Source organism: Salinimicrobium terrae DSM 17865 (assembly GCF_000424665.1).
GTDB classification, from domain to species: domain Bacteria; phylum Bacteroidota; class Bacteroidia; order Flavobacteriales; family Flavobacteriaceae; genus Salinimicrobium; species Salinimicrobium terrae.
In genome coordinates this window covers 101489-127061 of the sequence record NZ_AUKI01000023.1, presented here as the reverse complement: position 1 = coordinate 127061, position 25573 = coordinate 101489, and the positions used below count along the sequence as shown (strand labels likewise).

At 39.9% G+C, this 25573-nt stretch carries 25 protein-coding genes; 17 read left to right on the top strand and 8 right to left on the bottom strand.

The features are described 5' to 3' along the window. Positions 1-58 precede the first annotated feature (58 nt). Positions 59-2845, bottom strand: a complete 2787-nt coding sequence (gene uvrA, locus H148_RS0111360; RefSeq protein ID WP_029034910.1) for an excinuclease ABC subunit UvrA — start codon at positions 2843-2845, stop codon at positions 59-61. Between the two features lie 244 nt (positions 2846-3089). Here uvrA and H148_RS0111355 point away from each other — a divergent pair, with 244 nt between their 5' ends. Then, positions 3090-3674, top strand: coding sequence for an RNA polymerase sigma factor (locus H148_RS0111355; RefSeq protein ID WP_029034909.1), 585 nt, complete (start codon positions 3090-3092; stop codon positions 3672-3674). Between the two features lie 218 nt (positions 3675-3892). On the opposite strand, the gene H148_RS0111345 is transcribed toward H148_RS0111355, so the two are convergent. After that, the gene (locus tag H148_RS0111345) at positions 3893-4555 is read right to left on the bottom strand and encodes an endonuclease III domain-containing protein (RefSeq protein ID WP_029034908.1); all 663 of its coding nucleotides are present in this window, start codon (positions 4553-4555) and stop codon (positions 3893-3895) included. A gap of 32 nt (positions 4556-4587) precedes the next feature. Between H148_RS0111345 and bcp the strand changes: the two genes are divergently transcribed. Further along, positions 4588-5037 carry a thioredoxin-dependent thiol peroxidase gene (bcp, locus tag H148_RS0111340; protein ID WP_029034907.1) on the top strand — a complete coding sequence of 150 codons (450 nt, stop codon included), beginning with the start codon at positions 4588-4590 and terminating at the stop codon, positions 5035-5037. A gap of 43 nt (positions 5038-5080) precedes the next feature. On the opposite strand, the gene H148_RS0111335 is transcribed toward bcp, so the two are convergent. From H148_RS0111335 to porX, 6 genes are all read right to left on the bottom strand, one after another. Continuing rightward, complete coding sequence (locus H148_RS0111335; RefSeq protein WP_029034906.1) at positions 5081-5452, bottom strand: DUF4258 domain-containing protein; 372 nt, start codon at positions 5450-5452, stop codon at positions 5081-5083. Positions 5453-5458: 6 nt separating this feature from the next. Further along, entirely contained in the window at positions 5459-6658 is a 1200-nt protein-coding gene (locus H148_RS0111330) for an alanine dehydrogenase (RefSeq protein WP_029034905.1), read from the bottom strand. A 51-nt stretch (positions 6659-6709) separates the two neighbouring features. After that, positions 6710-6967: a hypothetical protein gene (locus tag H148_RS18890; protein ID WP_245583424.1), complete on the bottom strand. Its 258-nt coding sequence runs from the start codon at positions 6965-6967 to the stop codon at positions 6710-6712. A gap of 277 nt (positions 6968-7244) precedes the next feature. Next, positions 7245-7388 carry a hypothetical protein gene (locus tag H148_RS18680; RefSeq protein WP_169578562.1) on the bottom strand — a complete coding sequence of 48 codons (144 nt, stop codon included), beginning with the start codon at positions 7386-7388 and terminating at the stop codon, positions 7245-7247. Positions 7389-7666: 278 nt separating this feature from the next. Continuing rightward, entirely contained in the window at positions 7667-8071 is a 405-nt protein-coding gene (gene tsaE / locus H148_RS0111320; protein WP_029034903.1) for a tRNA (adenosine(37)-N6)-threonylcarbamoyltransferase complex ATPase subunit type 1 TsaE, read from the bottom strand. Between the two features lie 45 nt (positions 8072-8116). Continuing rightward, on the bottom strand, positions 8117-9667 hold the full coding sequence (gene porX, locus H148_RS0111315; RefSeq protein WP_029034902.1) for a T9SS response regulator signal transducer PorX: 1551 nt from the start codon (positions 9665-9667) through the stop codon (positions 8117-8119). Positions 9668-9707: 40 nt separating this feature from the next. On the opposite strand from porX, the gene H148_RS0111310 reads away from it, so the two are divergent. The 15 genes from H148_RS0111310 to hisB all read left to right on the top strand — a co-directional run bounded on the left by H148_RS0111310 (position 9708) and on the right by hisB (position 25544). Further along, positions 9708-10937, top strand: coding sequence for an HD domain-containing protein (locus H148_RS0111310; RefSeq protein WP_029034901.1), 1230 nt, complete (start codon positions 9708-9710; stop codon positions 10935-10937). Between the two features lie 23 nt (positions 10938-10960). Continuing rightward, complete coding sequence (gene lpxD / locus H148_RS0111305) at positions 10961-11989, top strand: UDP-3-O-(3-hydroxymyristoyl)glucosamine N-acyltransferase (protein ID WP_029034900.1); 1029 nt, start codon at positions 10961-10963, stop codon at positions 11987-11989. Beyond that, positions 11982-13370 (top strand): bifunctional UDP-3-O-[3-hydroxymyristoyl] N-acetylglucosamine deacetylase/3-hydroxyacyl-ACP dehydratase, encoded by a 1389-nt coding sequence (locus H148_RS0111300; protein WP_029034899.1) that lies wholly within the window; start codon positions 11982-11984, stop codon positions 13368-13370. Before lpxD ends, H148_RS0111300 begins: the two co-directional genes overlap by 8 nt. Positions 13371-13375: 5 nt before the next feature. After that, positions 13376-14161 (top strand): acyl-ACP--UDP-N-acetylglucosamine O-acyltransferase, encoded by a 786-nt coding sequence (gene lpxA, locus H148_RS0111295; protein WP_029034898.1) that lies wholly within the window; start codon positions 13376-13378, stop codon positions 14159-14161. Between the two features lie 12 nt (positions 14162-14173). After that, positions 14174-14740, top strand: a complete 567-nt coding sequence (gene efp / locus H148_RS0111290) for an elongation factor P (RefSeq protein ID WP_029034897.1) — start codon at positions 14174-14176, stop codon at positions 14738-14740. A 73-nt stretch (positions 14741-14813) separates the two neighbouring features. Beyond that, positions 14814-15746: a UDP-3-O-(3-hydroxymyristoyl)glucosamine N-acyltransferase gene (locus tag H148_RS0111285; RefSeq protein ID WP_029034896.1), complete on the top strand. Its 933-nt coding sequence runs from the start codon at positions 14814-14816 to the stop codon at positions 15744-15746. A 1-nt stretch (position 15747) separates the two neighbouring features. Continuing rightward, positions 15748-16155, top strand: a complete 408-nt coding sequence (locus H148_RS0111280; protein WP_029034895.1) for a nuclear transport factor 2 family protein — start codon at positions 15748-15750, stop codon at positions 16153-16155. Between the two features lie 58 nt (positions 16156-16213). Further along, positions 16214-17086, top strand: coding sequence for a succinate--CoA ligase subunit alpha (gene sucD / locus H148_RS0111275; RefSeq protein ID WP_029034894.1), 873 nt, complete (start codon positions 16214-16216; stop codon positions 17084-17086). 133 nt (positions 17087-17219) lie between these two features. After that, complete coding sequence (gene fabG / locus H148_RS0111270; RefSeq protein WP_029034893.1) at positions 17220-17966, top strand: 3-oxoacyl-[acyl-carrier-protein] reductase; 747 nt, start codon at positions 17220-17222, stop codon at positions 17964-17966. 156 nt (positions 17967-18122) lie between these two features. After that, positions 18123-20153 carry a hypothetical protein gene (locus H148_RS0111265; RefSeq protein WP_029034892.1) on the top strand — a complete coding sequence of 677 codons (2031 nt, stop codon included), beginning with the start codon at positions 18123-18125 and terminating at the stop codon, positions 20151-20153. A 23-nt stretch (positions 20154-20176) separates the two neighbouring features. Further along, a complete protein-coding gene (locus H148_RS0111260) occupies positions 20177-20992 on the top strand; it encodes a prohibitin family protein (protein ID WP_029034891.1) in 816 nt (271 codons plus the stop codon). A 206-nt stretch (positions 20993-21198) separates the two neighbouring features. Beyond that, positions 21199-22056, top strand: coding sequence for an ATP phosphoribosyltransferase (gene hisG, locus H148_RS0111255; protein ID WP_029034890.1), 858 nt, complete (start codon positions 21199-21201; stop codon positions 22054-22056). An 11-nt stretch (positions 22057-22067) separates the two neighbouring features. Beyond that, positions 22068-23369 (top strand): histidinol dehydrogenase, encoded by a 1302-nt coding sequence (hisD, locus tag H148_RS0111250; RefSeq protein WP_029034889.1) that lies wholly within the window; start codon positions 22068-22070, stop codon positions 23367-23369. Next, positions 23359-24411 carry a histidinol-phosphate transaminase gene (gene hisC / locus H148_RS0111245; protein ID WP_029034888.1) on the top strand — a complete coding sequence of 351 codons (1053 nt, stop codon included), beginning with the start codon at positions 23359-23361 and terminating at the stop codon, positions 24409-24411. Before hisD ends, hisC begins: the two co-directional genes overlap by 11 nt. After that, complete coding sequence (gene hisB / locus H148_RS0111240; protein WP_029034887.1) at positions 24408-25544, top strand: bifunctional histidinol-phosphatase/imidazoleglycerol-phosphate dehydratase HisB; 1137 nt, start codon at positions 24408-24410, stop codon at positions 25542-25544. The genes hisC and hisB overlap by 4 nt, the downstream gene beginning before the upstream one ends. Positions 25545-25573 lie beyond the last annotated feature (29 nt).

The following is a 25573-nucleotide window of genomic DNA, read 5'->3' as shown; positions in this document are numbered from 1 at the left end:
AATTTATAATTTGCTTGTTTCCTAATGTTAAATAATGAAGTCTCGAAAGTGACATTTTCTATAACTTTTCGCGGAGAAAAGGTGCAGTATATGATTCTTTATTTTCCGAAACTTCTTCGGGCGTACCGGTTGCTATAAGTCGACCACCGGCATCACCACCTTCCAGCCCCAGATCGATCACATGATCTGCACATTTAACCAGGTCCATATTGTGTTCAATTACAATAACCGAATGACCTTTGGCCAGAAGAGCATTAAAAGATTTCAATAACTTCTGAATATCATGAAAGTGCAAACCTGTGGTAGGTTCATCAAAAATAAATAAAGCTTTTTCCTTTGAATTTCCTTTGACCAGAAAAGAAGCAAGTTTGATCCTTTGAGCTTCTCCCCCCGAAAGGGTAGAGGAGCTTTGGCCTAACTGCACGTATCCTAAACCAACATCCTGTAAGGGCTTTAGTTTTGAAGTGATCTTGTCTTCGCCATTTGATGAAAAGAAATTAACGGCATCATCAATGGTCATGTTGAGGATATCATCAATATTTTTATCGGCAAACTTTACTTCCAAAATCTCCTTTTTGAAGCGTTTTCCGTTGCACACTTCGCAAACAAGGTGTACGTCGGCCATAAATTGCATCTCAATAGTCACTTCACCTTCTCCTTTACAGGTTTCACATCGCCCGCCATCTACATTAAAAGAAAAATGCTTTGGCTTATAACTTCTTATATCACTTAATTTTTGATTTGAAAATAAATTCCTGATATCATCATAAGCCTTTATATAGGTCACCGGATTTGAACGCGAGGACCTGCCAATAGGATTTTGATCTACAAATTCTACCAATTTCACATTTCCAAATTTGCCTGCAATTTTTGTGAATTGTCCCGCTTTCTCGCCATATCCACCAATTTCTTTGCACATCGCCGGGTATAAGATCCTCTTGATCAATGTACTTTTCCCACTCCCTGATACTCCGGTTACAGCTGTAAATACACCAAGCGGAAATCTTACGTCAATATTCTTAAGGTTGTTTTCCCTTGCCCCGATTACATCAATAAAGTATTTTGACTCTCTTCTTTTTGCAGGCACCTCAATCCTGAGAGTATTATTTAAGTATTGTGAAGTCAGGGAGTCAGAAACCAGGATATCACTAAAGGTTCCGGAGGCGACAACTTCTCCACCGTTTGTTCCGGCTTCGGGACCAATATCGATAATTTCATCGGCGGCCTTCATGATATCTTCATCATGCTCTACAACAATCACGGTATTACCAAGATCACGAAGAGATTTAAGAACTTCAATAAGTTTCAAGGTATCGCGGGGATGTAAACCAATCGAAGGTTCATCAAGAATATACATGGAACCCACCAGACTGCTTCCCAGGGAAGTTGCAAGGTTGATTCGTTGTGATTCCCCACCCGAGAGAGTATTGGATTTTCTGTTCAAAGTGAGATAAGTTAATCCCACTTTTGAAAGGAAACCAAGTCTATTCCTTATTTCAGTCAGTAGCCTTTTTGCAATGGCAGCATCAGATTCACCGAGCTCTAACTGTTCAAAGAATTCTGAAACTTTATTTATCGGCATTTCTACCAGCTGAGTAATATTGGCTCCTCCTATTTTTACATAATTTGCTTCGGGGCGTAACCTTTTACCTTTACAGACAGAACATCTCGTTTTTCCGCGGTAACGGGAAAGCATCACCCGGTTTTGGATCTTGTAAGCTTTGGATTCCAGAAAAGCGAAAAATTGATTTAGTCCTTCAAAATGTTTATTTCCATTCCAAACTAAATCCTTTTGCTCCTGGGTCAACTCAAAATACGGTTTGTGAATAGGGAAATTAAATTTATGGCTGTTGTTCACCAATTGATCGCGATACCAGCTCATACTTTCTCCGCGCCAGGGGAAAATCGCGTTTTCATAGACAGATAATCCTGTATTTGGTATCACGAGATCTTCATCAATTCCAATAACATCTCCGTACCCTTCACATTTTGGGCAGGCTCCATAAGGATTATTGAAACTGAACAAGTGGACGTTAGGCTCAAGAAAGTTCATCCCGTCCAGCTCAAATTTATTACTGAACTGTCTTATTTTTTTATCTGAAAAATTTTCAATGAACAATTCCCCTTTCCCTTCAAAAAAGGCAGTTTGAACGGCATCTGCCAGACGATTCATGAAATCTTCATCATCTTTGGTAACGATCCTGTCCACAACGAGAAACAAATTTTTTTCTGCTATTTTTGAGAGATCTGTTTCATCGATCCTAAGGACTTCGTCTTTAAATTTTATACGGCTGTAGCCTTGTTGCAGGAGGACTTTCAGTTTTTCCTCGGGGGTGCGACTCTGTTCTACATGGACAGGTGCTAAAAGAAGCATTTTTGAGCCTTCAGGAAAAGTCTTTACATAATTCACTACATCGGTAACCGTGTCTTTTTTCACCTCATCACCCGAAACCGGAGAGTAAGTTTTTCCAATACGGGCAAAGAGCAGTTTGAGGTAATCGTATATTTCTGTAGAAGTTCCCACGGTAGAACGCGGATTAGTGGAGTTTACCTTTTGCTCTATAGCAATGGCCGGGGCAATTCCTTTTATAGAATCTACCTGTGGCTTATTTAGCCTGCCAAGAAATTGACGGGCATAGGAGGATAGACTCTCCACATAACGCCGCTGACCTTCAGCATATAAAGTATCAAAAGCCAGAGATGACTTTCCCGATCCTGAAAGTCCGGTAAGGACCACTAGTTTATTCCGCGGAATTATAACATTTATATTCTTTAAATTGTGAAGACGGGCTCCTTTTATAATTATATTCTCCTTTGGATCTATTCCTGAGATATCTACTTGCATACTAAAATTTGAAATGAGTCTGCAAAGATACTTAATCTTCAAATTTTTAGGCTTCCGGGAAAATGATTATAACTATATGAAATTGACATTGTTAAAAACATTAACCTTTTATTTGTTTTAGTGAAAATTTTCCTGTTATATTTGCTGTTATTAATTCTAAACCAGATTTGCCTATAGCATAAAGTTACTTTGAACTTATAATAACTAACCCAGGCCACCCCAACAGCCTGTAAAAGTAACTCTTATGAACAACGCCGAGGCAAATGATGCTTTTCTCGTGAAAAGCTATATGGAAGGAGACGAGCAGTCACTTTCTATTCTAATTAACCGTCACCAACAACGTATATACAGTTTCATCTTTTCAAAAGTCTTTGATAAAGATATTGCTGAAGACATCTTTCAGGATACATTTATCAAAGTCATCAGAACCCTGAAAAGAGGAAAATACAATGAAGAAGGTAAATTTCTTCCCTGGGTGATGCGAATTGCGCACAACCTGGTGATTGACCATTTTAGAAAAAACAAAAGAATGCCAAAGTTTGAGAACAGTGGCGATTTCAATATTTTTTCGGTCCTATGTGACTCCGGACTAAATGCTGAAAAGCAAATCATTAAGGATCAGATCGAAGCAGATGTTCAGGAGTTGATCAAAGAACTACCTGAAGATCAACTAGAGGTTCTTGTAATGAGGATCTATAAAGACATGAGTTTTAAAGAAATTTCAGAAAGAACAGGGGTTAGTATAAACACTGCACTTGGACGAATGAGATATGCTCTAATAAACCTACGTAAGGTTATTGAGAAACACCAGTTAACTTTAACTAATTAACTACGACATTCCAGTACAATAAGATTAAAGTTGGTCCGTTATTAAGTTACAACCTTAAATAACCAATAATGGCGAAACTTTACTCTCGAAAAAAATTGAAAACAATGACCCCAAAAAAGGAAACCATTAATTTCCTTTTGAACTATTCTAAGGCTTTACGAATAAGCTCTTATAAGAAGCTGGAATTTGAAACAATTTTAAACTAAAAAAAAGACCTGCTATATGCGGGTCTTTTTTTTATCGTATTCTTCCAGCACCTTTTTTCGGCCGATGGTTTTGGTAATAATGTCTTTTTCAAGATCCCACCCTCTGGCGGGAGAATATTCCCGACCGTACCAAATTATTTGCAAATGAAGTTCATTCCACAGTTCTCTGGGAAAAAGTCTTTTTGCATCCTTTTCTGTCTGCACCACATTTTTACCATTTGATAAATTCCATCTATACATAAGTCGGTGGATATGAGTATCCACAGGAAATGACGGAACATTAAAAGCCTGGGACATCACCACACTGGCAGTTTTATGTCCTACTGCAGGAAGTTCCTCCAGGGCATCAATATCTGCCGGGACCTCCCCGTTATACTTTTCAATAAGTATCCTGGAAAGACCGTAGATTCCTTTAGCTTTCATAGGTGACAAGCCTACAGGTTTAATAATCTCCCTTATTTCATCTTCAGAAAGTTTTGCCATAGAATAAGGATTGTCTGCCCTGGCAAAAAGGAGAGGGGTAATTTGATTTACCCGTACATCTGTACTCTGTGCCGAAAGTAATACTGCAATTAATAAAGTGTAAGGATCTTTATGGTCTAAAGGAATGGGAACATTGGGGTAAATTTCTGCTAGAGTGTCTATGACGAATTGAACTTTTTCCTGCTTGGTCATTAATATGTAACTTTGAAACAAAAGTAATAATTATGACAACACTTCAACCGGGCGATAAGGCGCCAAATTTTTCTGCCAAAGATCAAAATGGAAATCAACATAAGCTTGAAGACTACAAAGGAAAAAAACTGGTGGTTTTCTTTTATCCCAAAGCCAGTACTCCCGGCTGTACCGCCGAGGCTTGTAATCTTAGGGACAACTATAAAGCTTTTCAAAACAAAGGTTATGAAATCCTTGGTGTGAGCGCAGATTCCCCTAAACGCCAGCAAAGTTTTAAAGAGAAAAATGATCTGCCTTTCCCGCTATTGGCCGATGAGGACAAGGAAGTGATAAATGCTTTCAAAGTTTGGGGTCCCAAAAAATTTATGGGAAAAGAATACGAAGGCATTCACCGTACCACCTTTGTAATTGATGAAAATGGAGTTATCGCTGATGTTATTTCAAAAGTAAAAACCAAGGAGCACGCAGGGCAAATCCTTTAAAAAGTTTTATGGACAAGCTTAAAGTAATAACTGAAGTATAGTTCTATTTTTTCCAGATCTTCTGGAGAGTGGCGATAGAGTCGCAGTTCTCGAAGAGCATTTCCAGGTCACCTGAATCGGTGTCGCCGGTAACCATGTAAACTTTACAGGAATCCAGATCTGTCTTGCTACGGCTAAAGTCAATATCTCCATTGCGGAGGACTGTGGAGATAGCTGCCGTGTCGATCATTTGTTCCTGCATTTGGGCTATGGCTTCTTTTGAATACGCTCTTTCCTTTATTCTAATATTCTTTAGAACACGGGCATCAATGCCGTAGGCGCATGAAGTTTTTTTTCCGCTTAAAAAAAATGCCAGGATAACAAGGCCAATGGCAAAACCTCCCAGGTAATAGCCGAGTCTGTGAATAAATTTCATGGAGAATTAAAAGATAAGGAGGTTGATATCCCGGTACGAGAGATCAAACCAGTCTGCAATAGATTTGTTGGTTAAAATTCCGTGGTAAAAGTACAAACCATTTCGCAGATCTTTGTCAAATCTTAAAGTATTTTCAAGTCCGCCCTGCTCGGCAATGTGCAGGAGGTATGGCGTGAAAATGTTGCTTATGGAGAGAGAAGATGTGCGGGCGTAGCGGGATGGAATATTTGGAACACAGTAATGAACAACACCACTTTTCACAAAAGTTGGTTTGTCGTGAGTGGTTACCTCACTGGTTTCAAAGCAGCCTCCCATATCTATACTTACGTCGATAACCACGGCACCTTTTTTCATGTGTTCTATCATGGTTTCGGTTACCAAAATAGGAGAGCGATTTTTCCCCCTTACTGCCCCAATGACAACATCACTTCTTTTCAAAGCTTTTATAAGATTTTTTGGCTGAATGGTGGAAGTGTGTAACGGTCTTCCAAGATTGGCCTGAACGGCCCGTAACCTGGTAAGGGAATTGTCAAAGATTTTGACATTCGCACCAAGACCCAGGGCAGACCGAGCAGCGAATTCCCCCACCGTACCGGCACCAAGAATGGTCACTTCAATGGGTGGTACTCCGCTAATATTCCCGAACATGAGCCCATTCCCTGCAGGATTATTGCTCATGATTTCAGATGCAATAAGAATAGAGGCTGTGCCGGCAATTTCACTTAATGCTCTTACGGCAGGGTAGGAGCCATCGTCATCTTTAATAAATTCAAAGGCCAGGGCAGTAATCCTCTTATAAGCAAGTTTTTGAAAAAAACTCTTCTTTTGTGTCTTTAGCTGCAGTGCGGATATAATAGTTGTCTGCGGATTCACAAGATCCAGTTCCTCCATGGTAGGTGGCTCCACTTTGAGGATCATTGGACAGGAAAATACTTTTTTGGTTTCTTTTGTGATTTCGGCTCCGGCTTCAGAGTAATCTTTATCACTGAATTTCGCTCCTTCCCCTGCATTTGATTCAATGAGTACGCGATGCCCGTGTGCGGTCATTGCTGCAACTGCATCGGGACTCAGGCAGACCCTCTTTTCCTGGTAAGCATTTTCTTTGGGTATACCAATAAATAATTGGCCTTTGTGCTTATAGACTTCCAGGGTTTCTTCCTGCGGAATCAATTGTTCCCTGGTAAAAGGAGATACGTGTTCTGTCATAATTTGTGGGTCACAAAGATAAAATTACGACTTTTTAATAAGTGGTGGAATTTAGAGTTTAGCGTAGTATTCTTCCTGAACTTCATTGTTCTGTTCTGTGCTTTCCCTAAATTCCTTAATTTCATCATATTCCTTATCTGAAAATGGAGAAAAAGGAGAAATGTTTTCCCGTTCGATTTCGGTGAGGTCAATACCGTAAATGCGATCAAAGATTTTTAACCTGATTAAATATACTATAGACAGAATTATTATAAAAAAAGGAGCAAGATATATTAATCCATCAGTGTCCATCCAAAATGCGGTCTCCATATAAACGTCTTGGTAGAAGACAACAAATATTTGGTATAAGTACATTACAATAGGGATCAAAATTGCATGATACCACCAATGTTTGCAGGTGAAAAACCATATAAATAATAGAAAAAGAGGCGTTAATTTCCCCAGATATGTCCAAGCTGCAGTTAAGACATTTTCATAGTAATAACTTTCATATCTAAAAAAGGAATTTTCCCAAACACGAGTGCTTGGGAAAATTTCATATAAATAAAAAAGGTAAGGTGACAAAGCTATAGAAATAGCTATGATGCTACCCAGCAGCAGGAACTTTGATTGTTCTTTTGTCGACAGCGGTTTTCTTAACTTCATTATTATTATCGTTATCTGAGGTTGAAGTTACAAAGAAAGTTGCTCCAAAGATAGAAACGGCTAGGAAAAGGGCTTTAATTTTCATGATATAGTTTTTTTAAGGTTGTGTATGTTCCGATTTGTTGATACAAACCTATATAAAACTAAACCGCTAATAATTAATGCATTATTCGTACTTTTGCCGCTTTTTTGAAGGAAAAATCTTCAAACTCTTAAAATATTATATTTTTTAATATTCAGTTAAAATAATTCTTATTTCGGTCAAAGACTTCCGGGTTATAATAATATGTTAAGCGAATCTTAAAAACGAAAGAAAATTCGTACATCTATAATCAATTAAGCTCCAGAAGAAATTCATCAAAATTAACATAACTTTAACTTTCTTGAATCTTTTTTAAGTATGAATATTTCCACTTTTTGGTATTCTTCCTCTATAAAATTTTCAATTTTTTGAGGCCATTCTATAAAATTCCAATTCCCGGATTCTAAATATTCCTCAAATCCCATATCCCAGGCTTCAGATTCATCTTCAATACGATAAAAATCAAAATGATTTACCGTTCCGTTTTCGGTTTCGTATACATTTACAAGGGAAAAAGTTGGGCTGGCACCAGTATCCTCGGCACCTAAGGCTTTGAGAAGCGCCTTAATTAAGGTAGTTTTACCTGCTCCCATTTCACCATAGAACAACAAAGTCTTGCTTTTGGTTTTTTCCAAAAGTTCTCGGGCAACAGTTTCAATTTCATATAGAAAGTAGGTTACTTCCATTCAAAAGTGTTATGATTTGGGACGATAAAGATAGTTAAATTCTTGTTATCTAGGAGATAACACGCTAAATGGAATGATCATTTCTTCCATTGAGACTCCACCATGTTGAAAAGTGTTACGATAATAACTTACGTAATGGTTATAATTGTTGGGATAGGCAAAGAAGAGATCGCCCTTGGCAAAAATGAAGGAACTACTCATATTAATTGTCGGCAAATGGATCGATTTGGGATTGGGAGCCGCCAGGACTTCCTTTTCTTCATAGGTAAGGCTTTTTCCGGTTTTGTACCTTAAATTCAGGCTTGTTTGTTTGTCCCCGATCACCTTAGATGGGTTTTTCACATTAATGGTTCCGTGATCTGTTGTCATTATGAGTTTAAATCTAAGGTTTTGGGCCTGCTGGATGATCTCCAGGAGCGGAGAGTTTCTAAACCAGCTGTGAGTGAGCGAACGATAGGACTTATTAGTGGAGGCCAGTTCTTTAATTACTTCCATTTCAGTTTTTGAATGGGAGAGCATATCCACAAAGTTATAGACGACAACTGTAAGGTCATTATCTTTTTGACTTCTAAAATTCTCCACCAGCTTTTTACCGGCTTTAAGACTGCTTATTTTGTGGTACTCGTGCTTTATGTTGCTGCCCAACCGTTTTAGTTGTGCCTGTAGAAATTCAGCTTCATAGAGGTTTTTTCCGCCTTCCTCTGTATCATTCTTCCAAAGATCAGGAAAGAGTTTTTCCATTTCGCTGGGCATAAGGCCCGAGAAAATTGCATTGCGGGCATATTGTGTTGCCGTAGGGAGGATACTGTAAAATGGTATTTCCTGTTCTTTTTTATAGTAGTTGTTCACTACAGGTTCAAAAGCCCGCCATTGGTCATACCTTAGGTTATCAATTACCACAAGAAGCGTTGGCTGTTCCTTACTTAGCTCCGGTAGAATTTTTTCCTTGAATAAGGTATGGGACATAGTGGGGGCATCTGCATTCTTTTCAAACCACTTTGGGTAATTCTTATCAATGAATTTACAAAACTGAAGGTTGGCTTCGGTTTTTTGCGATTCCAGAATTTCGAACATCCCGGTGTCTTCAATATTTTCCAGCTCGAGTTCCCAGTAAATAAGCTTTTGATAAAGTTCTGCCCAGCCCTCATAAGAATTGATCATTGCCATGTCCATGGCAATCTTTCTGAATTCCTGCTGATAACTGGAAGTAGTTTTTTCAGAAACCAGTCGGGAATGATCAAGGTTCTTTTTAATGCTTAGGAGAATCTGGTTCGGGTTTAGAGGTTTAATGAGGTAATCGGCTATTTTAGAACCGATGGCTTCTTCCATGATATATTCCTCCTCGCTCTTGGTAATCATAACCACGGGGATGTTTGCCTGCTTTTCCTTTATTTCTGAAAGGGTTTCCAGTCCCGAAAGTCCCGGCATGTTTTCATCCAGGAAAACAATATCAAAATTCTCCTTTTCTATTTCTTCCAAAGCTTCGGTCCCGCTTTGGCAGGTGTAGACTTTATAATTTTTGCTTTCGAGGAAAAGAATATGGGGTTTTAGCAGGTCGATCTCATCATCTACCCACAATATTTTGATATCGCTCATATATGTATCTTTGTTGACATTAATTAATAAAGGACAAGGCTTGCTTTCAGGAAACAAACTCAAGATTTTAAACGATCCAATTTACGGATTTATTACAATACCCAACGAGCTGCTCTTTGATATCATGGAGCACAAATATTTCCAGAGACTTCGACGAATTTCCCAAATGGGTTTGTCTTATCTTGTTTATCCAGGCGCCCATCACACGCGCTTTCATCACGCCCTGGGATGTCTTCATCTTATGCAAAAGGCTGTAAGGGTGCTGCGTTTAAAAGGGGTAGAGATTTCTGCTGAAGAGGAAGAGGCTCTTCAAATCGCTATCCTGCTTCACGACATTGGGCACGGGCCGTTCTCTCATGCCATGGAACACAGTATTGTTGAAGGAGTGAGTCACGAGACTATTTCCTGCCTTTTCATGGAAGAAATGAACCGGAAGTTTAACCAAAGATTAACTATGGCTATTGAAATTTTCCGCGGAAAATATCCCCGAAAATTTCTTTGTCAGTTAATCTCGAGTCAGATGGATATGGACCGGCTGGATTACCTGAAGCGCGATAGTTTCTACACCGGTGTAGCAGAAGGGAATATCAATAGTGAGCGGCTCATAAGCATGCTCACTGTGGTGGACAATGAGCTGATGGTAGAGGAAAAAGGAATTTATTCGGTAGAAAAATTTCTATTGGCCCGTCGGCTTATGTACTGGCAGGTGTATTTGCACAAAACCGGTGTTGTAGCCGAACAATTATTAATAAGAGTCCTTCAGCGGGCGAAGGAGCTTGTTAATTCTGGTCGCACTTTATTTGCAAGCACTGCTTTAAATCACTTTTTGCAGCAGCAGGTAACCGCTGAAAATTTTTCAGAAGAAACCCTTCAGGTATTTGCACGACTTGACGATTACGACATATTATCGGCCATGAAAGAATGGACACATGATAAAGATTATGTGCTGAGCAGGTTATGCCAAATGATCATAAATCGGGATCTTTTAAAAGTCAAACTGAAAAAAAATCCTCTCTCTGAAGAAAAACTGGAAAATCAGTTGCAAAAAGCCATGGCTCGTTTTAATATTAGCAGGGAAGAAGCCAGGTATTTCGTTTTTAGCGGGGACATAAGCAACCTTGCTTATAAGCGAGAAGATGAAAAGATACATATCCTCTTTAAAAGTGGAAAAATTACTGATGTTATTAAAGCCTCAGATCACTTCAACCTGAAGGCACTTTCTAAACCGGTAACGAAATTTTATATCTGTTATCCAAAACCTAAAGATTAACTTATTTTTTTACTTTTGCCAGCATGAAGTTTACAGCAACTCAAATAGCAGGTATCCTTGACGGGGAGATAGAAGGAAATCCGCAGGCAGAGGTTGACCGGCTTGCAAAGATCGAAGAGGGAACTGCCGGTTCCATTACTTTTTTGGCAAACCCTAAATATACCTCCTTTATATATTCGACCAAGGCAACTATAACTATAGTCAGTGATAATTTTAAGGCAGAAGATGGGTTATCTACGACTCTTATAAAGGTAAAAGATCCATATACTGCATTTTCAAAGCTTCTTGAATATTACAATCAGGTAAAATTGAATAAGTCGGGAGTTGAGCAGCCAAGCTTTATTTCAGATTCTGCGACCTATGGTGAAAACTTTTATCTGGGGGCTTTTTCATATCTTGGAGAGCAGGTGAGAATTGGCAACAATGTCAAGATTTTTCCTAATACCTATATAGGTGATAATGTTCAAATAGGGAATGATGTGACGATCTATCCGGGTGCTAAAATATACTCAGAAACTATTGTAGGAGATAATTGTGTACTTCATGGAGGCGTGATTATTGGCGCCGACGGTTTTGGTTTTTCGCCAAACCAGGAAGGAGTGTACTCTAAAGTGCCACAAATAGGGAATGTTATTATTGAAGACAATGTTGATATTGGTGCCGGTACTACTATAGATAGAGCAACACTTGGTTCTACAATAATCAGGAAAGGCGTGAAACTGGATAACCAGATCCAGATCGCACATAATGTCGAAATTGGAGAAAATACAGCAATTGCAGCCCAAACCGGTGTGGCCGGTTCTTCCAAGATTGGAAAGAACTGCTTAATAGGAGGCCAGGTAGGAATTGCCGGGCACATTCATATAGGGGATCGCGTAAAGGTTCAGGCGCAGTCGGGAATCGGCAGAAATATTAAAGATGACGAGGTAATCCAGGGTTCTCCTGCCTTCGGTTACAATGAATGGAACAAAGCATATGTACATTTTAGAAAATTACCCAAAATAGAAGATCGCTTAACCCAACTTGAAAAAAAATTAAAGGATAATGGCTAAACAGCAAACCATAAAGAAAGAAGTTTCTTTAAATGGAGTTGGACTTCATACAGGAAATGAAGTCACTCTCACTTTTAAACCTGCTCCTGTGAACAGCGGGTTTAGTTTTGTTAGAACCGATCTTGAGGGGCAACCTGTGATCGAAGCCGACGTATCCTATGTTGTAAATACTCAACGCGGAACTAATCTTGAAAAGGATGGGGTGAAAATTCAAACGTCAGAACACGTTTTAGCGGCCTGTGTCGGTTTGGATTTAGACAACCTTATTATTGAGCTTAATGCTTCAGAACCTCCTATTATGGATGGTTCTTCAAAATTCTTTGTGGAGGCTCTTGAAAAAGCCGGCGTGGAAGAGCAGGAATGTGAAAGGGAGGAATTTGTGGTGACAGAAGTAATTCGCTATCATGATGAAAAATCGGGAAGTGAAATCTTGTTAATGCCTGCAGATGAATACCAGGTGACTACAATGGTCGATTTCGGAACTAAAGTTTTAGGAACCCAGAACGCTTCGCTTCAAAAAATATCCGATTTCAAAGCTGAAATTTCTGACGCCCGTACTTTCAGCTTTCTTCATGAACTGGAAACTCTTCTGGAGAATGGCCTTATAAAAGGCGGTGATCTCAACAATGCGATTGTTTACGTTGATAAAGAAATAAGTCCCGAAACTATGGACAAGTTAAGGATAGCGTTTAGGAAAGATAATATTGCCGTTAAGCCTAACGGTATTCTGGACAACCTTACACTTCATTATCCAAATGAAGCGGCGAGGCATAAACTTCTTGATGTGATAGGGGATCTGGCTTTGGTTGGAACCCGAATCCGTGGAAAAGTAATTGCCAATAAACCGGGGCATTATGTAAATACCCAATTCGCCAAAAAACTTTCAAAAATTATAAAGGCAGAAAAGAGAAATAATGTTCCCAGGTACGATCTCGACCAGGTGCCTTTAATGGATGTGAACGAGATCATGAACATTCTGCCTCACAGGCCACCGTTTATTCTGGTAGATAAGATCATTGAACTGACAAGTGATACTGTTGTAGGTGTCAAAAATGTCACTATGAACGAACCTTTTTTTGTGGGTCACTTTCCGGGGAAACCAGTAATGCCGGGAGTGCTTCAGGTAGAGGCAATGGCCCAGACAGGAGGAATCCTTGCTTTAAAATCTGTTCCCGATCCTGAGAATTACCTCACTTTCTTTATGAAGATAGACAACGTCAAATTTAAGAGACAAGTTGTTCCCGGAGATACTCTTATCTTTAAATTGGAACTGCTGGCGCCCATAAGAAGAGGAATTTGCCAGATGCAGGGTTATGCCTATGCGAATGGTAAACTGGTTACAGAAGCCATTCTCATGGCGCAAATAGTAAAACAAAAATAAATATTATGAATCAACCCTTAGCATACGTTCATCCCGGAGCCAAGATCGCGAAAAACGTAGTTATTGAACCCTTTACCACAATACACAATAACGTGGTGATTGGGGAAGGCACCTGGATAGGATCGAATGTTACCATTATGGAAGGGGCGAGGATCGGAAGAAATTGCAATATTTTTCCCGGTGCCGTTATTTCTGCAGTGCCACAGGATAAGAAGTTTAATGACGAAGATACACTTACAGAAATAGGTGATAATACCACCATTCGGGAATGTGTTACCATTAACCGTGGGACTACAGACAGGATGAAGACTAAAATTGGGAGTAACTGCTGGATTATGGCCTACTGTCATATTGCTCACGACTGTGTAGTTGGAGATAACTGTATTTTTTCAAACAATAGTACCCTGGCCGGCCACATCAACGTTGGTGATTACGTAATCTTAGCCGGAATGGCAGCTATTCAGCAGTTTTGCAGTATTGGGAGCCATGCTTTTGTTACCGGTGGATCTTTGGTGAGAAAGGATGTACCTCCTTTTGTTAAGGCAGGAAGAGAGCCTTTATCTTATGTCGGAGTCAATTCTATAGGGTTAAGGCGACGAGGATTTTCTACTGAAAAGATCAGGGAAATTCAGAATATATACAGAATACTTTATCAAAAAAATTATAATAACAGTCAGGCAGTAGCTATCATCGAAGCTGAAATGGAGGCCACTTCCGAAAGAGATGATATTTTAGAGTTTATCAAGAATTCCCAACGCGGAATCATGAAAGGATATATAAGTTCAAACTAATCAAGTCAAAAAATGGCAAGTACAAGTGATATTAGAAATGGATTGTGCATAAGATACAACCATGATATTTTTAAGGTTATTGAATTTCTTCACGTGAAGCCGGGGAAAGGCCCTGCTTTTGTGAGAACGAAATTGAAAAGTGTCACCACAGGAAAGGTAATAGACAATACATTTTCTGCAGGTCACAAGATCGAGGATGTAAGGGTGGAAACCCATAAATTCCAGTTCCTTTACAATGATGGAGAATTCTATCACTTTATGAATACTGAAGATTACACTCAGATAAGGCTTACAGAAAACGCTTTAGATGCACCGGGATTGATGAAGGAAGGTGAAGTAGTTACCATTCTTATCAATACTGAAGATCAAATGCCGCTATCTGTGGAGATGCCGGCAAGTGTTATTCTTGAGGTTACTCATACAGAACCCGGTGTAAAAGGAAATACCGCAACAAATGCGACTAAACCTGCAACTGTAGAAACAGGAGCCGAAGTGAACGTTCCACTTTTTATCAACGAAGGAGATAAGATCAAGATCGAAACCGAAAAAGGAACTTATAAGGAAAGGATAAAAGAGTAATCAGTGATCAGTAATCAGTGATCAGAAAAGACAAAAACCTCCATACTCAATACTAACTACTCATTACTATCGAATGAAGTTCTCACAGAAACATACTCTTGAACAAATCGCTACCATAATTTCTTCGGAATTTATAGGTCCAACCGATTTTCCTGTTTTGGGAATGAACGAGATCCATGTGGTAACTCCGGGAGATATTGTGTTTGTAGATCACCCCAAATATTACGATAAGGCTCTGAACTCTGCTGCGACCGTTATTCTTATAAATAAAGAGGTTGATTGTCCTGAAGGCAAGGCATTACTTATTTCAGACGATCCCTTCAGAGATTTTAATAAACTTACCAGGTACTTTAAACCTTTTGAAAAGGCCACTGCGAATATTGCAGCTTCCGCAGAAATTGGAGAAGGCACAGTGATACAGCCTACAGCCTTTATAGGAAATAATGTGAAGATAGGTAGAAATTGTCTTATTCACGGGAACGTAAGTATATACGATAATACTATCATTGGAGATAACGTCACCATTCACTCTGGAAGTGTTTTAGGAGGAGATGCTTTCTATTACAAAAAGCGTCCTGAAGGTTATGACAAATTGATTTCCGGCGGAAGGGTTGTAATAAAAGACAATGTGGATATAGGAGCGAATTGTACGATTGACAAAGGCGTAACCGGAGACACGACCATTGGTAAGGGATCTAAACTTGATAATCTAATTCAGGTGGGACATGATACGGTAATTGGAGAAAACTGCCTTATTGCTTCGCAGGTGGGAATTGCAGGTGCTGTGGTTGTTGAGGATGATGTCACAATCTGGGGGCAGGCAGGATTCCGAAGTGGTATTGTGGTAAGAAAAGGAGGCGTCATTATGGGCCAGGCCGGGATTACAAAATCAACAAAGGAAAATACCGTATATTCGGGAAATCCTGCGATGGAATCACGGGATTGGCTTAAAGAGTTGGCACTTCTGCGCCGATTACCTAAATTGATGGAAAAATTAAATAGTTAATATGGAACCAAAAGACTGCGTTGCAAAATTCTATTCTTCAGATTTTTACAAGAACCCTAAATCTGTAAACGAATATCTCCACCCCGATGTACAACTGTTTTGGAACAGTAGCGCAGGTTTTCACAAGCTTGGATTTTCAGAATTATTAGATCTTTCTCAGGAACTTTCCAAGTCTTTTGAACATCTTCGGGCAGATATTAGTCATCTTCTTAGTGATGGTAATATGGTGACCATAAGGTTCACCTATTATGTTCGTACTGTGGAAAACCCCGATGAGGAACTTCCCATGGCCCATTTTATTTCCATCTGGGAATGCAGGGATGGCAAAATGTACAAAGGACATCAAATCAGTCAGCAGGCTGATGATAGCCCAGAGAATCTGGATTCATTCCTTCCAATTAATTCTTAAAACTCTTTAGGTTTCTTATATAAAAACCTAATTTTGCACAAAATTCAAATAATCAACTATGAGCGTTTTAGTCAATAAAGATTCAAAAATAATTGTACAAGGATTTACCGGAAGTGAAGGTACCTTTCACGCCGGCCAAATGATCGAATATGGTACGAACGTGGTAGGTGGAGTTACTCCCGGAAAAGGAGGACAAAAGCACCTTGAAAAACCCGTTTTTAATACCGTAGAAGATGCTGTAAAAGAAACAGGAGCCGATGTTTCAATTATTTTTGTGCCACCGGCATTTGCAGCCGATGCTATTATGGAAGCTGCAAACGCAGGGATCAAAGTGATTATTACCATCACCGAGGGTATTCCCGTTGCCGATATGATTAAAGCTGCAGATTATATTAAAGATAAAGATTGCCGACTTATAGGACCTAACTGTCCGGGAGTGATTACACCGGGAGAAGCTAAAGTTGGAATTATGCCTGGATTCGTTTTCAAAAAGGGGAAAGTTGGAATTGTTTCAAAATCAGGAACCCTTACCTACGAAGCAGCCGATCAGGTTGTGAAGCAGGGACTGGGAATTACAACTGCCATTGGAATTGGAGGGGATCCAATTATTGGAACCACCACAAAAGACGCCGTAGAATTGTTGATGAACGATGATGAAACAGAATGCATCGTTATGATTGGTGAAATTGGTGGACAACTGGAAGCAGATGCTGCAAAATGGGTGAAAGAGAACGGAAACAAAAAACCTGTTGTTGGTTTTATCGCCGGAGAAACTGCACCAAAAGGTCGTACTATGGGACATGCAGGAGCAATCGTTGGTGGTAGTGAAGATACAGCCCAGGCAAAAAAGGCAATTTTGAAGGAGAACGGAATTCACGTGGTGGACTCTCCTGCAGAAATAGGTAAAAAAGTAAAAGAAGTAATGGGATAATAAATTCCAGTTCTAAAATAATAATAACCTCCGGAACTTGTCTAAAAGGGCAATTTCGGAGGTTTTTTAGTCTTGCCCGCATGTCTTATATTTGAATCAATATTAACCCACACCAGGAAAACAGAAATTTAATATGAAATTATTGGAAGGAAAGAATGCTATTATTACCGGTGCCAGCAGAGGTATTGGGAAAGGAATAGCCGAGGTTTTTGCAAAACATGGAGCCAACGTGGCTTTTACATACAGCTCTTCTGCTGAAGCTGCCAATCAGCTTGAAAAGGAACTTCAGGAACTTGGGATCAAGGCAAAAGGGTACAAATCTGATGCAGCCGATTTTAAACAAGCCGAAGAACTAATTAAAAACGTGTTGGAAGACTTCGGAAGCATTGACATTCTTGTGAACAATGCCGGAATAACTAAAGATAACCTGCTTATGCGGATGAGCGAGGAGGATTTCGACAAGGTGATCGAAGTGAACCTGAAGTCCATCTTCAATATGACTAAGGCAGTACAACGTACTTTACTGAAGCAGCGGCACGGAAGTATCATTAACATGAGTAGCGTCGTAGGAGTAAAAGGAAATGCCGGCCAGGCTAATTATGCGGCTTCCAAGGCCGGAATGATAGGATTTTCAAAATCCATGGCTCTCGAACTTGGTTCCCGAAACATCCGAACTAACGTAATTGCTCCCGGATTTATAGAAACCGAAATGACAGGAAAGCTTGATGAAAAAGTCGTTGAAGGTTGGAGAGAGGCAATTCCGTTAAAACGTGGTGGTAGTCCCGAGGATATTGCAAATGCGTGTGTTTTTCTTGCCAGTGATCTAAGCTCTTATATTACCGGTCAGGTCATCAATGTTGATGGCGGAATGCTTACATAAAATTATTGAGAGGCTGTTTAAAATAAAATCGTCATTCTGAATTTATTTCAGAATCTTATTGTTCTGTATTTTAAAACTGAACAGAACCTGAAACAAGTTCAGGTTGACGTAAATTGGGATTTTAAACAGCCTCTTCTTTTCTTAAAATAAATTTGAATGCCGGCAACTACGATATTTCTTCTTATTGGGGCTTTTCTCCTGTCGCTGGCACTGGCCTGGTTTCAGTATTTTTATCGGGCAAAAGGGAGACCCTCCAAAAATGCCATTTTTGCCACCTTACGTTTTTTAGCAATTTTTGCTCTTCTTTTGTTACTTATTAATCCGAAGATTAACAGTACAGAATATTACAATGAAAAACCAAGTTTGGTTCTTGCAGTGGATAATTCTTCTTCAATTACCGAATTCGGGGCGGGAGAAGAAGTGGAAAGTTTAGTGCAACGATTAACTACCGATCCCGAACTACGGCAAAACTTTGAAATAGAAACTTTTTCTTTCGGAAGGGAGCTTAAACCTTCCGACTCACTGAATTTTTCGGAATCCCAAACAAATATTCCTGCTGTGTTTGACGAACTTTCCACTCTTTATGAGGGCCACATGGCTCCGATGGTTCTTATAACAGACGGGAACCAGACACTGGGAGAGGAATTCACTTTTCCGGCACAGCGTTTTAAGCAGCCAGTACTTCCGGTGGTTGTGGGGGATACTACGCGTTATCGGGATCTTGGTATTTCCCGAACCAATGTCAACAAATACGCCTTTTTGAACAACCGTTTTCCGGTGGAGATATTGATAAACTATTCGGGAGATACTTCAGCAGAGACACAGCTGGAAGTACGTCAGGGAAATTCAGTAGTTCATTCCCGGCAACTCTCTTTTTCTGCAGAAGATAATTCCGAAGTTGTTCGAGTAGAGCTTCCTGCCAACTCTATAGGGATACAAAATTACGAAGTGCGGTTAAAAGCTTTGGAAGCCGAAAAAAATATCCAGAACAATTCTATGGAATTTGCAGTGGAAGTAATTGACGAGCGAACACAAGTTCTCATCGCATATTCCTTTCTACATCCCGATCTAGGAGCCTTAAAAGAAGCAATAGAAAGTAATCAGCAGCGGGAGGCAGAATTAAAACCGATATCTGAAGTGACAGATCTGGATGAATACCAGCTCGTGATGCTTTATCAGCCCGATGCAAGGTTCACAAAGGTGATGGAACAGCTTAACACTCAAAACCGCAATTATTTTCTTATCACCGGCCCTGAGACCGATTGGAATTTTCTAAACAGGGCCCAGGACCTCTTTCAGCAGGAAATCACCAACCAATCTGAAGAATATTTTCCGGTTTGGAATGAGAATTTCAACGCCTTTCAAACAGAGAGTATAGGATATACAGATTTTCCACCTTTGGAAGGAAATTTTGGAATTCTTGATGCTCCCGAAGCTATGGATGTTCTGCTTTACCGGGAGGTGCAGGGTGTTGAAACTACAATGCCTTTACTTGGTGTAACTACCGTAGGAGACTCCAAAATTGGATTTTTATTTGGAGCAGATATATGGCGATGGAGAGGCACTGTTTTTAGAGAAACTGGTTCATTTCACAAGTTTGATGATCTTATTGGAAAATTAATTCATTTTTTAGCTTCGGGAAGTAGACAGGACAGATTACTGGTAGAATATGAACCCCTTTACAACGATACTGAAAAAGTACTGATAAGGGCAGATTATTTTGATCAAAGCTATGAATTTGATCCCAGGGCTGCTCTTGAATTGCAGGTTAAGAATACAGAAACAGGTGAACAGCTGCAAATCCCCTTTTTGCTTAATGACAGATCCTTTGAAGTAGATTTAAGCTCTTTGCCCGGGGGTGAGTATAATTTTAACGTAGTTGTGGATGGAGAAAGCTTATCACGATCGGGAAGCTTCAGGATCCTGGATTTTGATGTAGAAAAACAGTTTGTCCGCGCAAATTTGGAAGGCCTTCAGAATATTGCTGCAGAAAAGGGACAGAATGTCTATTTTCTGCAGGATTTCGAAAACTTAAAGAGCGATCTTTTATCGGCCGATTCTTACGTTACAGTCCAAAAAAGCAGAAAAAAGGACGTATCTTTGATCGATTGGAAATATTTGCTGGGAATCATTGTTTTAGCTCTTAGTGGAGAATGGTTTCTTCGGAAATATTTCGGTCTCATTTAATTATAATTTTTTATTTATTGTTTATGGACAGATTGCCCAAAATTGGCCTGCCAATTCTTTTTGCAGGAATTATTTTAGTTATTCTTATTGCTAAGTCAACAGTCACTATTAACTCCGGTGAAGCAGGTGTGCTTTACCAAACCTTTGGTGGAGGTGTAGTTGTTGATGAACCACCCTTAAGTGAAGGTTTCCATTTTGTAGCTCCCTGGAACAAGGTTTTTATTTATGAAGTGCGTCAGCAATCCCTTGATGAGAAAATGCAGGTTTTATCATCAAATGGACTAGAGATAGAAATTGATGCATCCATATGGTTTGAGCCAGATTATGAAGATCTGGGTTTACTACACAAGGAAAGAGGTGAGGCATATGTGCAAAGGGTTTTACAACCTGCGGTACGTTCTGCTGCACGTGCAGTGGTTGGAAGATATAACCCTGAGCAACTTTACGCAAGCAAAAGAGAAGCTATACAACAGGAAATTTTTGAGGAAACTAAAGTCCTGCTTAAGGATCAATATGTGCAGATTAATGAAGTGCTGGTGCGGGACGTTTCTCTACCAGAAACTATTAAAGACGCAATTGAGCGTAAACTTCGCCAGGAACAGGAATCTTTGGAATATGAATTTCGTTTGACAAAGGCAGAGCAGGAAGCTGAAAGACAACGTATTGATGCCGAAGGTAAAGCACGTGCAAACGAAATTTTGGATGCTTCTTTAACACCATTAGTTCTTCGTGAAAAAGGGATTCAGGCCACTATTGAACTGGCAAAATCTCCCAATGCCAAGGTAGTAGTAATCGGTTCGGGAGATGATGGAATGCCTTTAATCCTGGGAAATAATTAATTTTTTTAAAATTTCTTGCTGAAGTTTAAAATAAAAATTTAATTTTGCTTTATAATGAAAGCACAACTACATCATCATCATTCTCATTCATTCGCTCTTGCGAGGTGAGATTGATATGTGTATAAACCATATTTCAAAAACCCGTTTGAGCAGCTCAAGCGGGTTTTTTTATTCCCTTTGGTCTGCCCGAACATAAAATTAACCAGATGAACAAGATTAGAATAGCAGTGCAAAAATCGGGTAGACTACACGATGACTCTTTAAGATTATTAAAAGATGCCGGCATCTCCGTCGACAACGGAAGAGAACAGCTAAAAGCTGCTTCAAGCAACTTTCCTCTTGAAGTATTTTATCTCCGCAATGGGGATATCCCGCAATATCTGAGGGATGGCGTTGTAGATGTAGCCATTATTGGAGAGAACGTGTTGATAGAAAAAGGTGACGATATTAAAATGGCCGAAAAACTTGGATTTTCCAAATGTAGAGTGTCCCTCGCTGTGCCTAAGTCGGTGAAGTATAACGGAGTGCAAGACTTACAGGGGGCCAGGATAGCCACTTCTTATCCCAACACTGTTAAAGATTACCTCTCAAAAAAGGGAATTACGGCCGATCTTCATATTATCAATGGTTCTGTGGAAATTGCTCCGAATATTGGACTTGCCGATGCTATTTGTGATATCGTTTCCAGCGGAAGTACACTTTTCAAAAACAATTTGAAAGAGGTGGAAGTGATGCTAAAAAGTGAGGCTGTACTGGCTGTTTCGCCTAAAATTTCCTCGGAAAGAAATGAGATCCTGGAGAAATTGCAGTTCAGGATCAAGGCCGTTTTACGAGCCCGTAACTCAAAATACATCCTTATGAATGTACCTAATTCAAAACTGGATGCTGTTGTTAAATTGCTTCCGGGAATGCGGAGTCCTACTGTTTTGCCCTTAGCTGAAGAAGGCTGGAGTTCTCTCCACACAGTAATTTCTGAAGAGCGATTTTGGGAAGTGATAGACGAATTGAAACAAAATGGGGCCGAGGGAATTCTTGTGGCACCAATAGAAAAAATGGTACTTTAAAAGTCGGAAAGATGAAGAAATACTATAATCCCAAAAATTCTCAATGGGAAACTATCCTGGAACGGCCTACCCAAAAGGTAGAGGATATTGAGAAACTGGTTTTGCAAATATTTAATGAGGTGAGTGACCGGGGAGATGAGGCAGTGAAAAAATATTCCCAGCTTTTTGATGGAAATGGATCAGGTGAACTAAGAGTAAATAAGCAGGAACTGGATGCTGCAAAATCACAGGTCTCCGAAGAACTTAAGTCGGCCATTGATCTGGCTATGCAAAATATCAGGAAGTTTCACACCGCTCAAAAAACTGAAAGGGTATCAGTTGAAACTGTTGCCGGAGTTCGATGCTGGCAGGAGAAGCGGCCTATTCAAAAAATCGGATTGTATATTCCGGGAGGCACTGCACCTTTGTTCTCTACAATTTTAATGCTTGCCGTTCCTGCTCAGGTGGCAGGATGTAAAGAGGTTGTACTGTGCACACCTCCTGGAAAAGATGGTTCAGTGAATCCGGTGATCCTCTATACTACGCACCTTTGCGGAATAGAAAAAATATATAAAGTGGGAGGGATCCAGGCGGTAGCGGCGATGACCTTTGGGACAGAAAGCATTGAAAAAGTCTATAAGATCTTTGGTCCGGGAAATCAATATGTCACCGTAGCCAAACAGCTTGCCACCAAATTCAACGTGGCTATCGACATGCCTGCCGGCCCTTCAGAATTACTTGTGGTGGCAGATGAGTCTGCCGATGCTGCTTTCGTAGCTTCCGATTTGCTTTCGCAGGCAGAACACGGATCCGATAGCCAGGTAGTGCTGGTTTCGCTTTCAAAACAAGTTTTGGAAGAAGTGGAGGTAGAAATAGCTAAGCAAATAGAAGATCTGCCACGGAAGGATATCGCAAAAGCGGCAATAGAGCATTCAAGATTTATTTTTATGGAATCTGAAGAGAAAGCACTTGACCTTATTAATGAATATGCTCCTGAACACTTTATTATCTGTACCGCCAATTCTCAATTTTTTGTGGAAGGTATTCACAATGCAGGTTCTGTATTTATAGGAAATTACACTCCCGAAAGTGCGGGGGATTATGCTTCGGGAACAAATCATACCTTGCCTACAAACGGTTATGCAAAACAGTACAGCGGAGTAAATCATGATAGTTTTACTAAAGCAATCACTTTTCAGGAAATCTCTTCGGAAGGAATTCAGAGAATAGGACAGGCAGTAGAATTAATGGCTGAAGCTGAAGGTCTGCAGGCACATAAAAATGCAGTTACCCTAAGGTTGAACAAGCTCAAAACTCCGGGTAATGAAAAGTAGCTTTGATCTTAAAAACCTGGTGCGTCCGAATGTTCTGAAAATGAAGCCTTATTCTTCGGCTCGTGACGAGTACAAAACCGATGGCCGAAAAATGACATTTTTGGACGCCAATGAAAATCCTTTTGATAATGGAGTGAACCGCTATCCCGATCCTCAGCAGGGGAAGGTGAAGCATGTCCTTGCTTCTCAAAAAGGGGTTTCTGAAGCACAAATTTTACTCGGAAACGGTAGTGATGAAGTACTGGATTTAATATTTCGGGCATTTTGCCAGCCGCAGGTTGATAACGTGATCACTTTGCCGCCCACTTATGGGATGTACAAAGTCTTGGCAGGGTTAAATGAAGTTGAAGACCGGGAAGTGGTTTTAAAAACCGACTTTCAACCCGATGTGGATAGCATTCTTCAAAAAGTTGATGAACGGACAAAAATTATTTTCCTCTGCTCCCCGAATAATCCAACAGGAAACTCATTTTCTGAGGCTTCTATAGAAAAGATCCTGAAAAGTTTTAATGGTTTGGTAGTCATTGACGAAGCTTACATAGATTTTTCGGCTGAAAGAAGTTGGCTGGAGCGGCTTCATGAATTTCCGAATTTGGTAATCACTCAAACACTTTCCAAAGCATTCGGCCAGGCCGGAATTAGACTGGGCATCTGCTATGCTTCCGAAGAAATAGTTGATATTCTCAACAAGATCAAGCCGCCATACAATGTAAATGAGCTTTCGCAGCAAAAAGCTCTGACACAGCTTAAAAATTCAGAAGTGGTAAAAGAAGAGGTGCAGCTTATTCTAAAAGAAAGGGAACTGCTGCGAACTAACCTTTCAAAAATGGCATTTGTGAAGGAGATTTTTCCGTCAGATGCAAACTTCTTGTTGGTCAGAGTTGAAGATGCCGACAAAAAATATAAGCAATTGGTGGAAGCCGGAGTGGTAGTTCGCAATCGCAGTAATCAGGAACTTTGTGAAAATACACTAAGATTTACTGTGGGAACCCCAGATGAGAACAAAGAATTAATTGAGGTTTTAAAGAGATTAAAAGCATGAAAAAAATATTATTTATAGATCGTGACGGTACCATTGTTCTGGAACCCGAAGATTATCAATTAGATCGTTTTGAAAAGCTGGAGTTTTTTCCGGGAGCTTTCCAATACCTGTCAAAAATTGCAAAGGAACTGGATTATGAACTGGTAATGGTTACTAATCAGGATGGGTTGGGAACAGATTCCTTTCCGGAAGACACTTTTTGGCCTGTTCAAAATTTTATCTTGAAAGCTTTTGAAGGTGAAGGAGTGAAATTTGAGGAAATTGTGATCGACCGCACTTTCCCTGAAGATAATGCATCCACGAGGAAACCCGGAACAGGACTTTTAAAAGCTTATTTTGATTCTGAAAAATATGATCTTGAAAATTCCTTTGTACTTGGGGACCGGCTTACAGATATGGAATTGGCAAAAAATCTTGGAGCAAAAGGGATTTTTATAACCGGTCATGAAGAGCTGGGCAGTGGAGAAATTTCGGTGAAGAAGGAGGAGCTTGAAAAGTATATAAATCTTGAGACCAACGACTGGAAAAAAATCTATGAATTTCTAAAGCTGGAGGAGCGAACAGCTTCCATAGAACGGAAAACAAATGAAACTGATATTTCCATTTCACTTAATCTTGATGGGACTGGGAAAAGCAAAATTGACACCGGAATTAAATTTTTTGATCATATGCTCGACCAAATTGCGCGCCATGGGCAAATGGATCTGGAAATTGAGGTAAAGGGAGACCTGGAGGTAGATGAGCACCACACCATTGAAGATACTGCGATTGCACTTGGGGAAGTATTTTCCAAAGCTTTGGGAAACAAACTGGGAATAGAACGTTATGGTTTTGCACTTCCAATGGACGATTGTCTGGCGCAGGTGGCGATCGATTTCGGCGGAAGGAACTGGTTGGTATGGGAAGCAGATTTTAAAAGAGAAATGGTCGGGAATATGCCTACAGAAATGTTTTACCACTTTTTTAAATCTTTTACAGATGGCGCTAAAGCGAATCTAAACGTAAAAGCCGAAGGCACCAACGAACATCACAAGATAGAAGCCATTTTTAAAGCTTTTGCCAAGGCAATTAAGGTAGCGGTAAAAAGAGATCCTGAAAAAATGATCCTGCCGTCAACTAAGGGAATGCTATAATTGATGTGAGATATTGATTTGAGACTTGA

Bases quoted from the DNA above. Each gene is read 5' to 3' on its own strand.
- uvrA (WP_029034910.1), bottom strand. From the start codon at position 2,845: ATGCAAGTAGATATCTCAGGAATAGATCCAAAGGAGAATATAATTATA.
- H148_RS0111355 (WP_029034909.1), top strand. From the start codon at position 3,090: ATGAACAACGCCGAGGCAAATGATGCTTTTCTCGTGAAAAGCTATATG.
- H148_RS0111345 (WP_029034908.1), bottom strand. From the start codon at position 4,555: ATGACCAAGCAGGAAAAAGTTCAATTCGTCATAGACACTCTAGCAGAA.
- bcp (WP_029034907.1), top strand. From the start codon at position 4,588: ATGACAACACTTCAACCGGGCGATAAGGCGCCAAATTTTTCTGCCAAA.
- H148_RS0111335 (WP_029034906.1), bottom strand. From the start codon at position 5,452: ATGAAATTTATTCACAGACTCGGCTATTACCTGGGAGGTTTTGCCATT.
- H148_RS0111330 (WP_029034905.1), bottom strand. From the start codon at position 6,658: ATGACAGAACACGTATCTCCTTTTACCAGGGAACAATTGATTCCGCAG.
- H148_RS18890 (WP_245583424.1), bottom strand. From the start codon at position 6,967: ATGGAGACCGCATTTTGGATGGACACTGATGGATTAATATATCTTGCT.
- H148_RS18680 (WP_169578562.1), bottom strand. From the start codon at position 7,388: ATGAAAATTAAAGCCCTTTTCCTAGCCGTTTCTATCTTTGGAGCAACT.
- tsaE (WP_029034903.1), bottom strand. From the start codon at position 8,071: ATGGAAGTAACCTACTTTCTATATGAAATTGAAACTGTTGCCCGAGAA.
- porX (WP_029034902.1), bottom strand. From the start codon at position 9,667: ATGAGCGATATCAAAATATTGTGGGTAGATGATGAGATCGACCTGCTA.
- lpxD (WP_029034900.1), top strand. From the start codon at position 10,961: ATGAAGTTTACAGCAACTCAAATAGCAGGTATCCTTGACGGGGAGATA.
- H148_RS0111300 (WP_029034899.1), top strand. From the start codon at position 11,982: ATGGCTAAACAGCAAACCATAAAGAAAGAAGTTTCTTTAAATGGAGTT.
- lpxA (WP_029034898.1), top strand. From the start codon at position 13,376: ATGAATCAACCCTTAGCATACGTTCATCCCGGAGCCAAGATCGCGAAA.
- efp (WP_029034897.1), top strand. From the start codon at position 14,174: ATGGCAAGTACAAGTGATATTAGAAATGGATTGTGCATAAGATACAAC.
- H148_RS0111285 (WP_029034896.1), top strand. From the start codon at position 14,814: ATGAAGTTCTCACAGAAACATACTCTTGAACAAATCGCTACCATAATT.
- H148_RS0111280 (WP_029034895.1), top strand. From the start codon at position 15,748: ATGGAACCAAAAGACTGCGTTGCAAAATTCTATTCTTCAGATTTTTAC.
- sucD (WP_029034894.1), top strand. From the start codon at position 16,214: ATGAGCGTTTTAGTCAATAAAGATTCAAAAATAATTGTACAAGGATTT.
- fabG (WP_029034893.1), top strand. From the start codon at position 17,220: ATGAAATTATTGGAAGGAAAGAATGCTATTATTACCGGTGCCAGCAGA.
- H148_RS0111265 (WP_029034892.1), top strand. From the start codon at position 18,123: ATGCCGGCAACTACGATATTTCTTCTTATTGGGGCTTTTCTCCTGTCG.
- H148_RS0111260 (WP_029034891.1), top strand. From the start codon at position 20,177: ATGGACAGATTGCCCAAAATTGGCCTGCCAATTCTTTTTGCAGGAATT.
- hisG (WP_029034890.1), top strand. From the start codon at position 21,199: ATGAACAAGATTAGAATAGCAGTGCAAAAATCGGGTAGACTACACGAT.
- hisD (WP_029034889.1), top strand. From the start codon at position 22,068: ATGAAGAAATACTATAATCCCAAAAATTCTCAATGGGAAACTATCCTG.
- hisC (WP_029034888.1), top strand. From the start codon at position 23,359: ATGAAAAGTAGCTTTGATCTTAAAAACCTGGTGCGTCCGAATGTTCTG.
- hisB (WP_029034887.1), top strand. From the start codon at position 24,408: ATGAAAAAAATATTATTTATAGATCGTGACGGTACCATTGTTCTGGAA.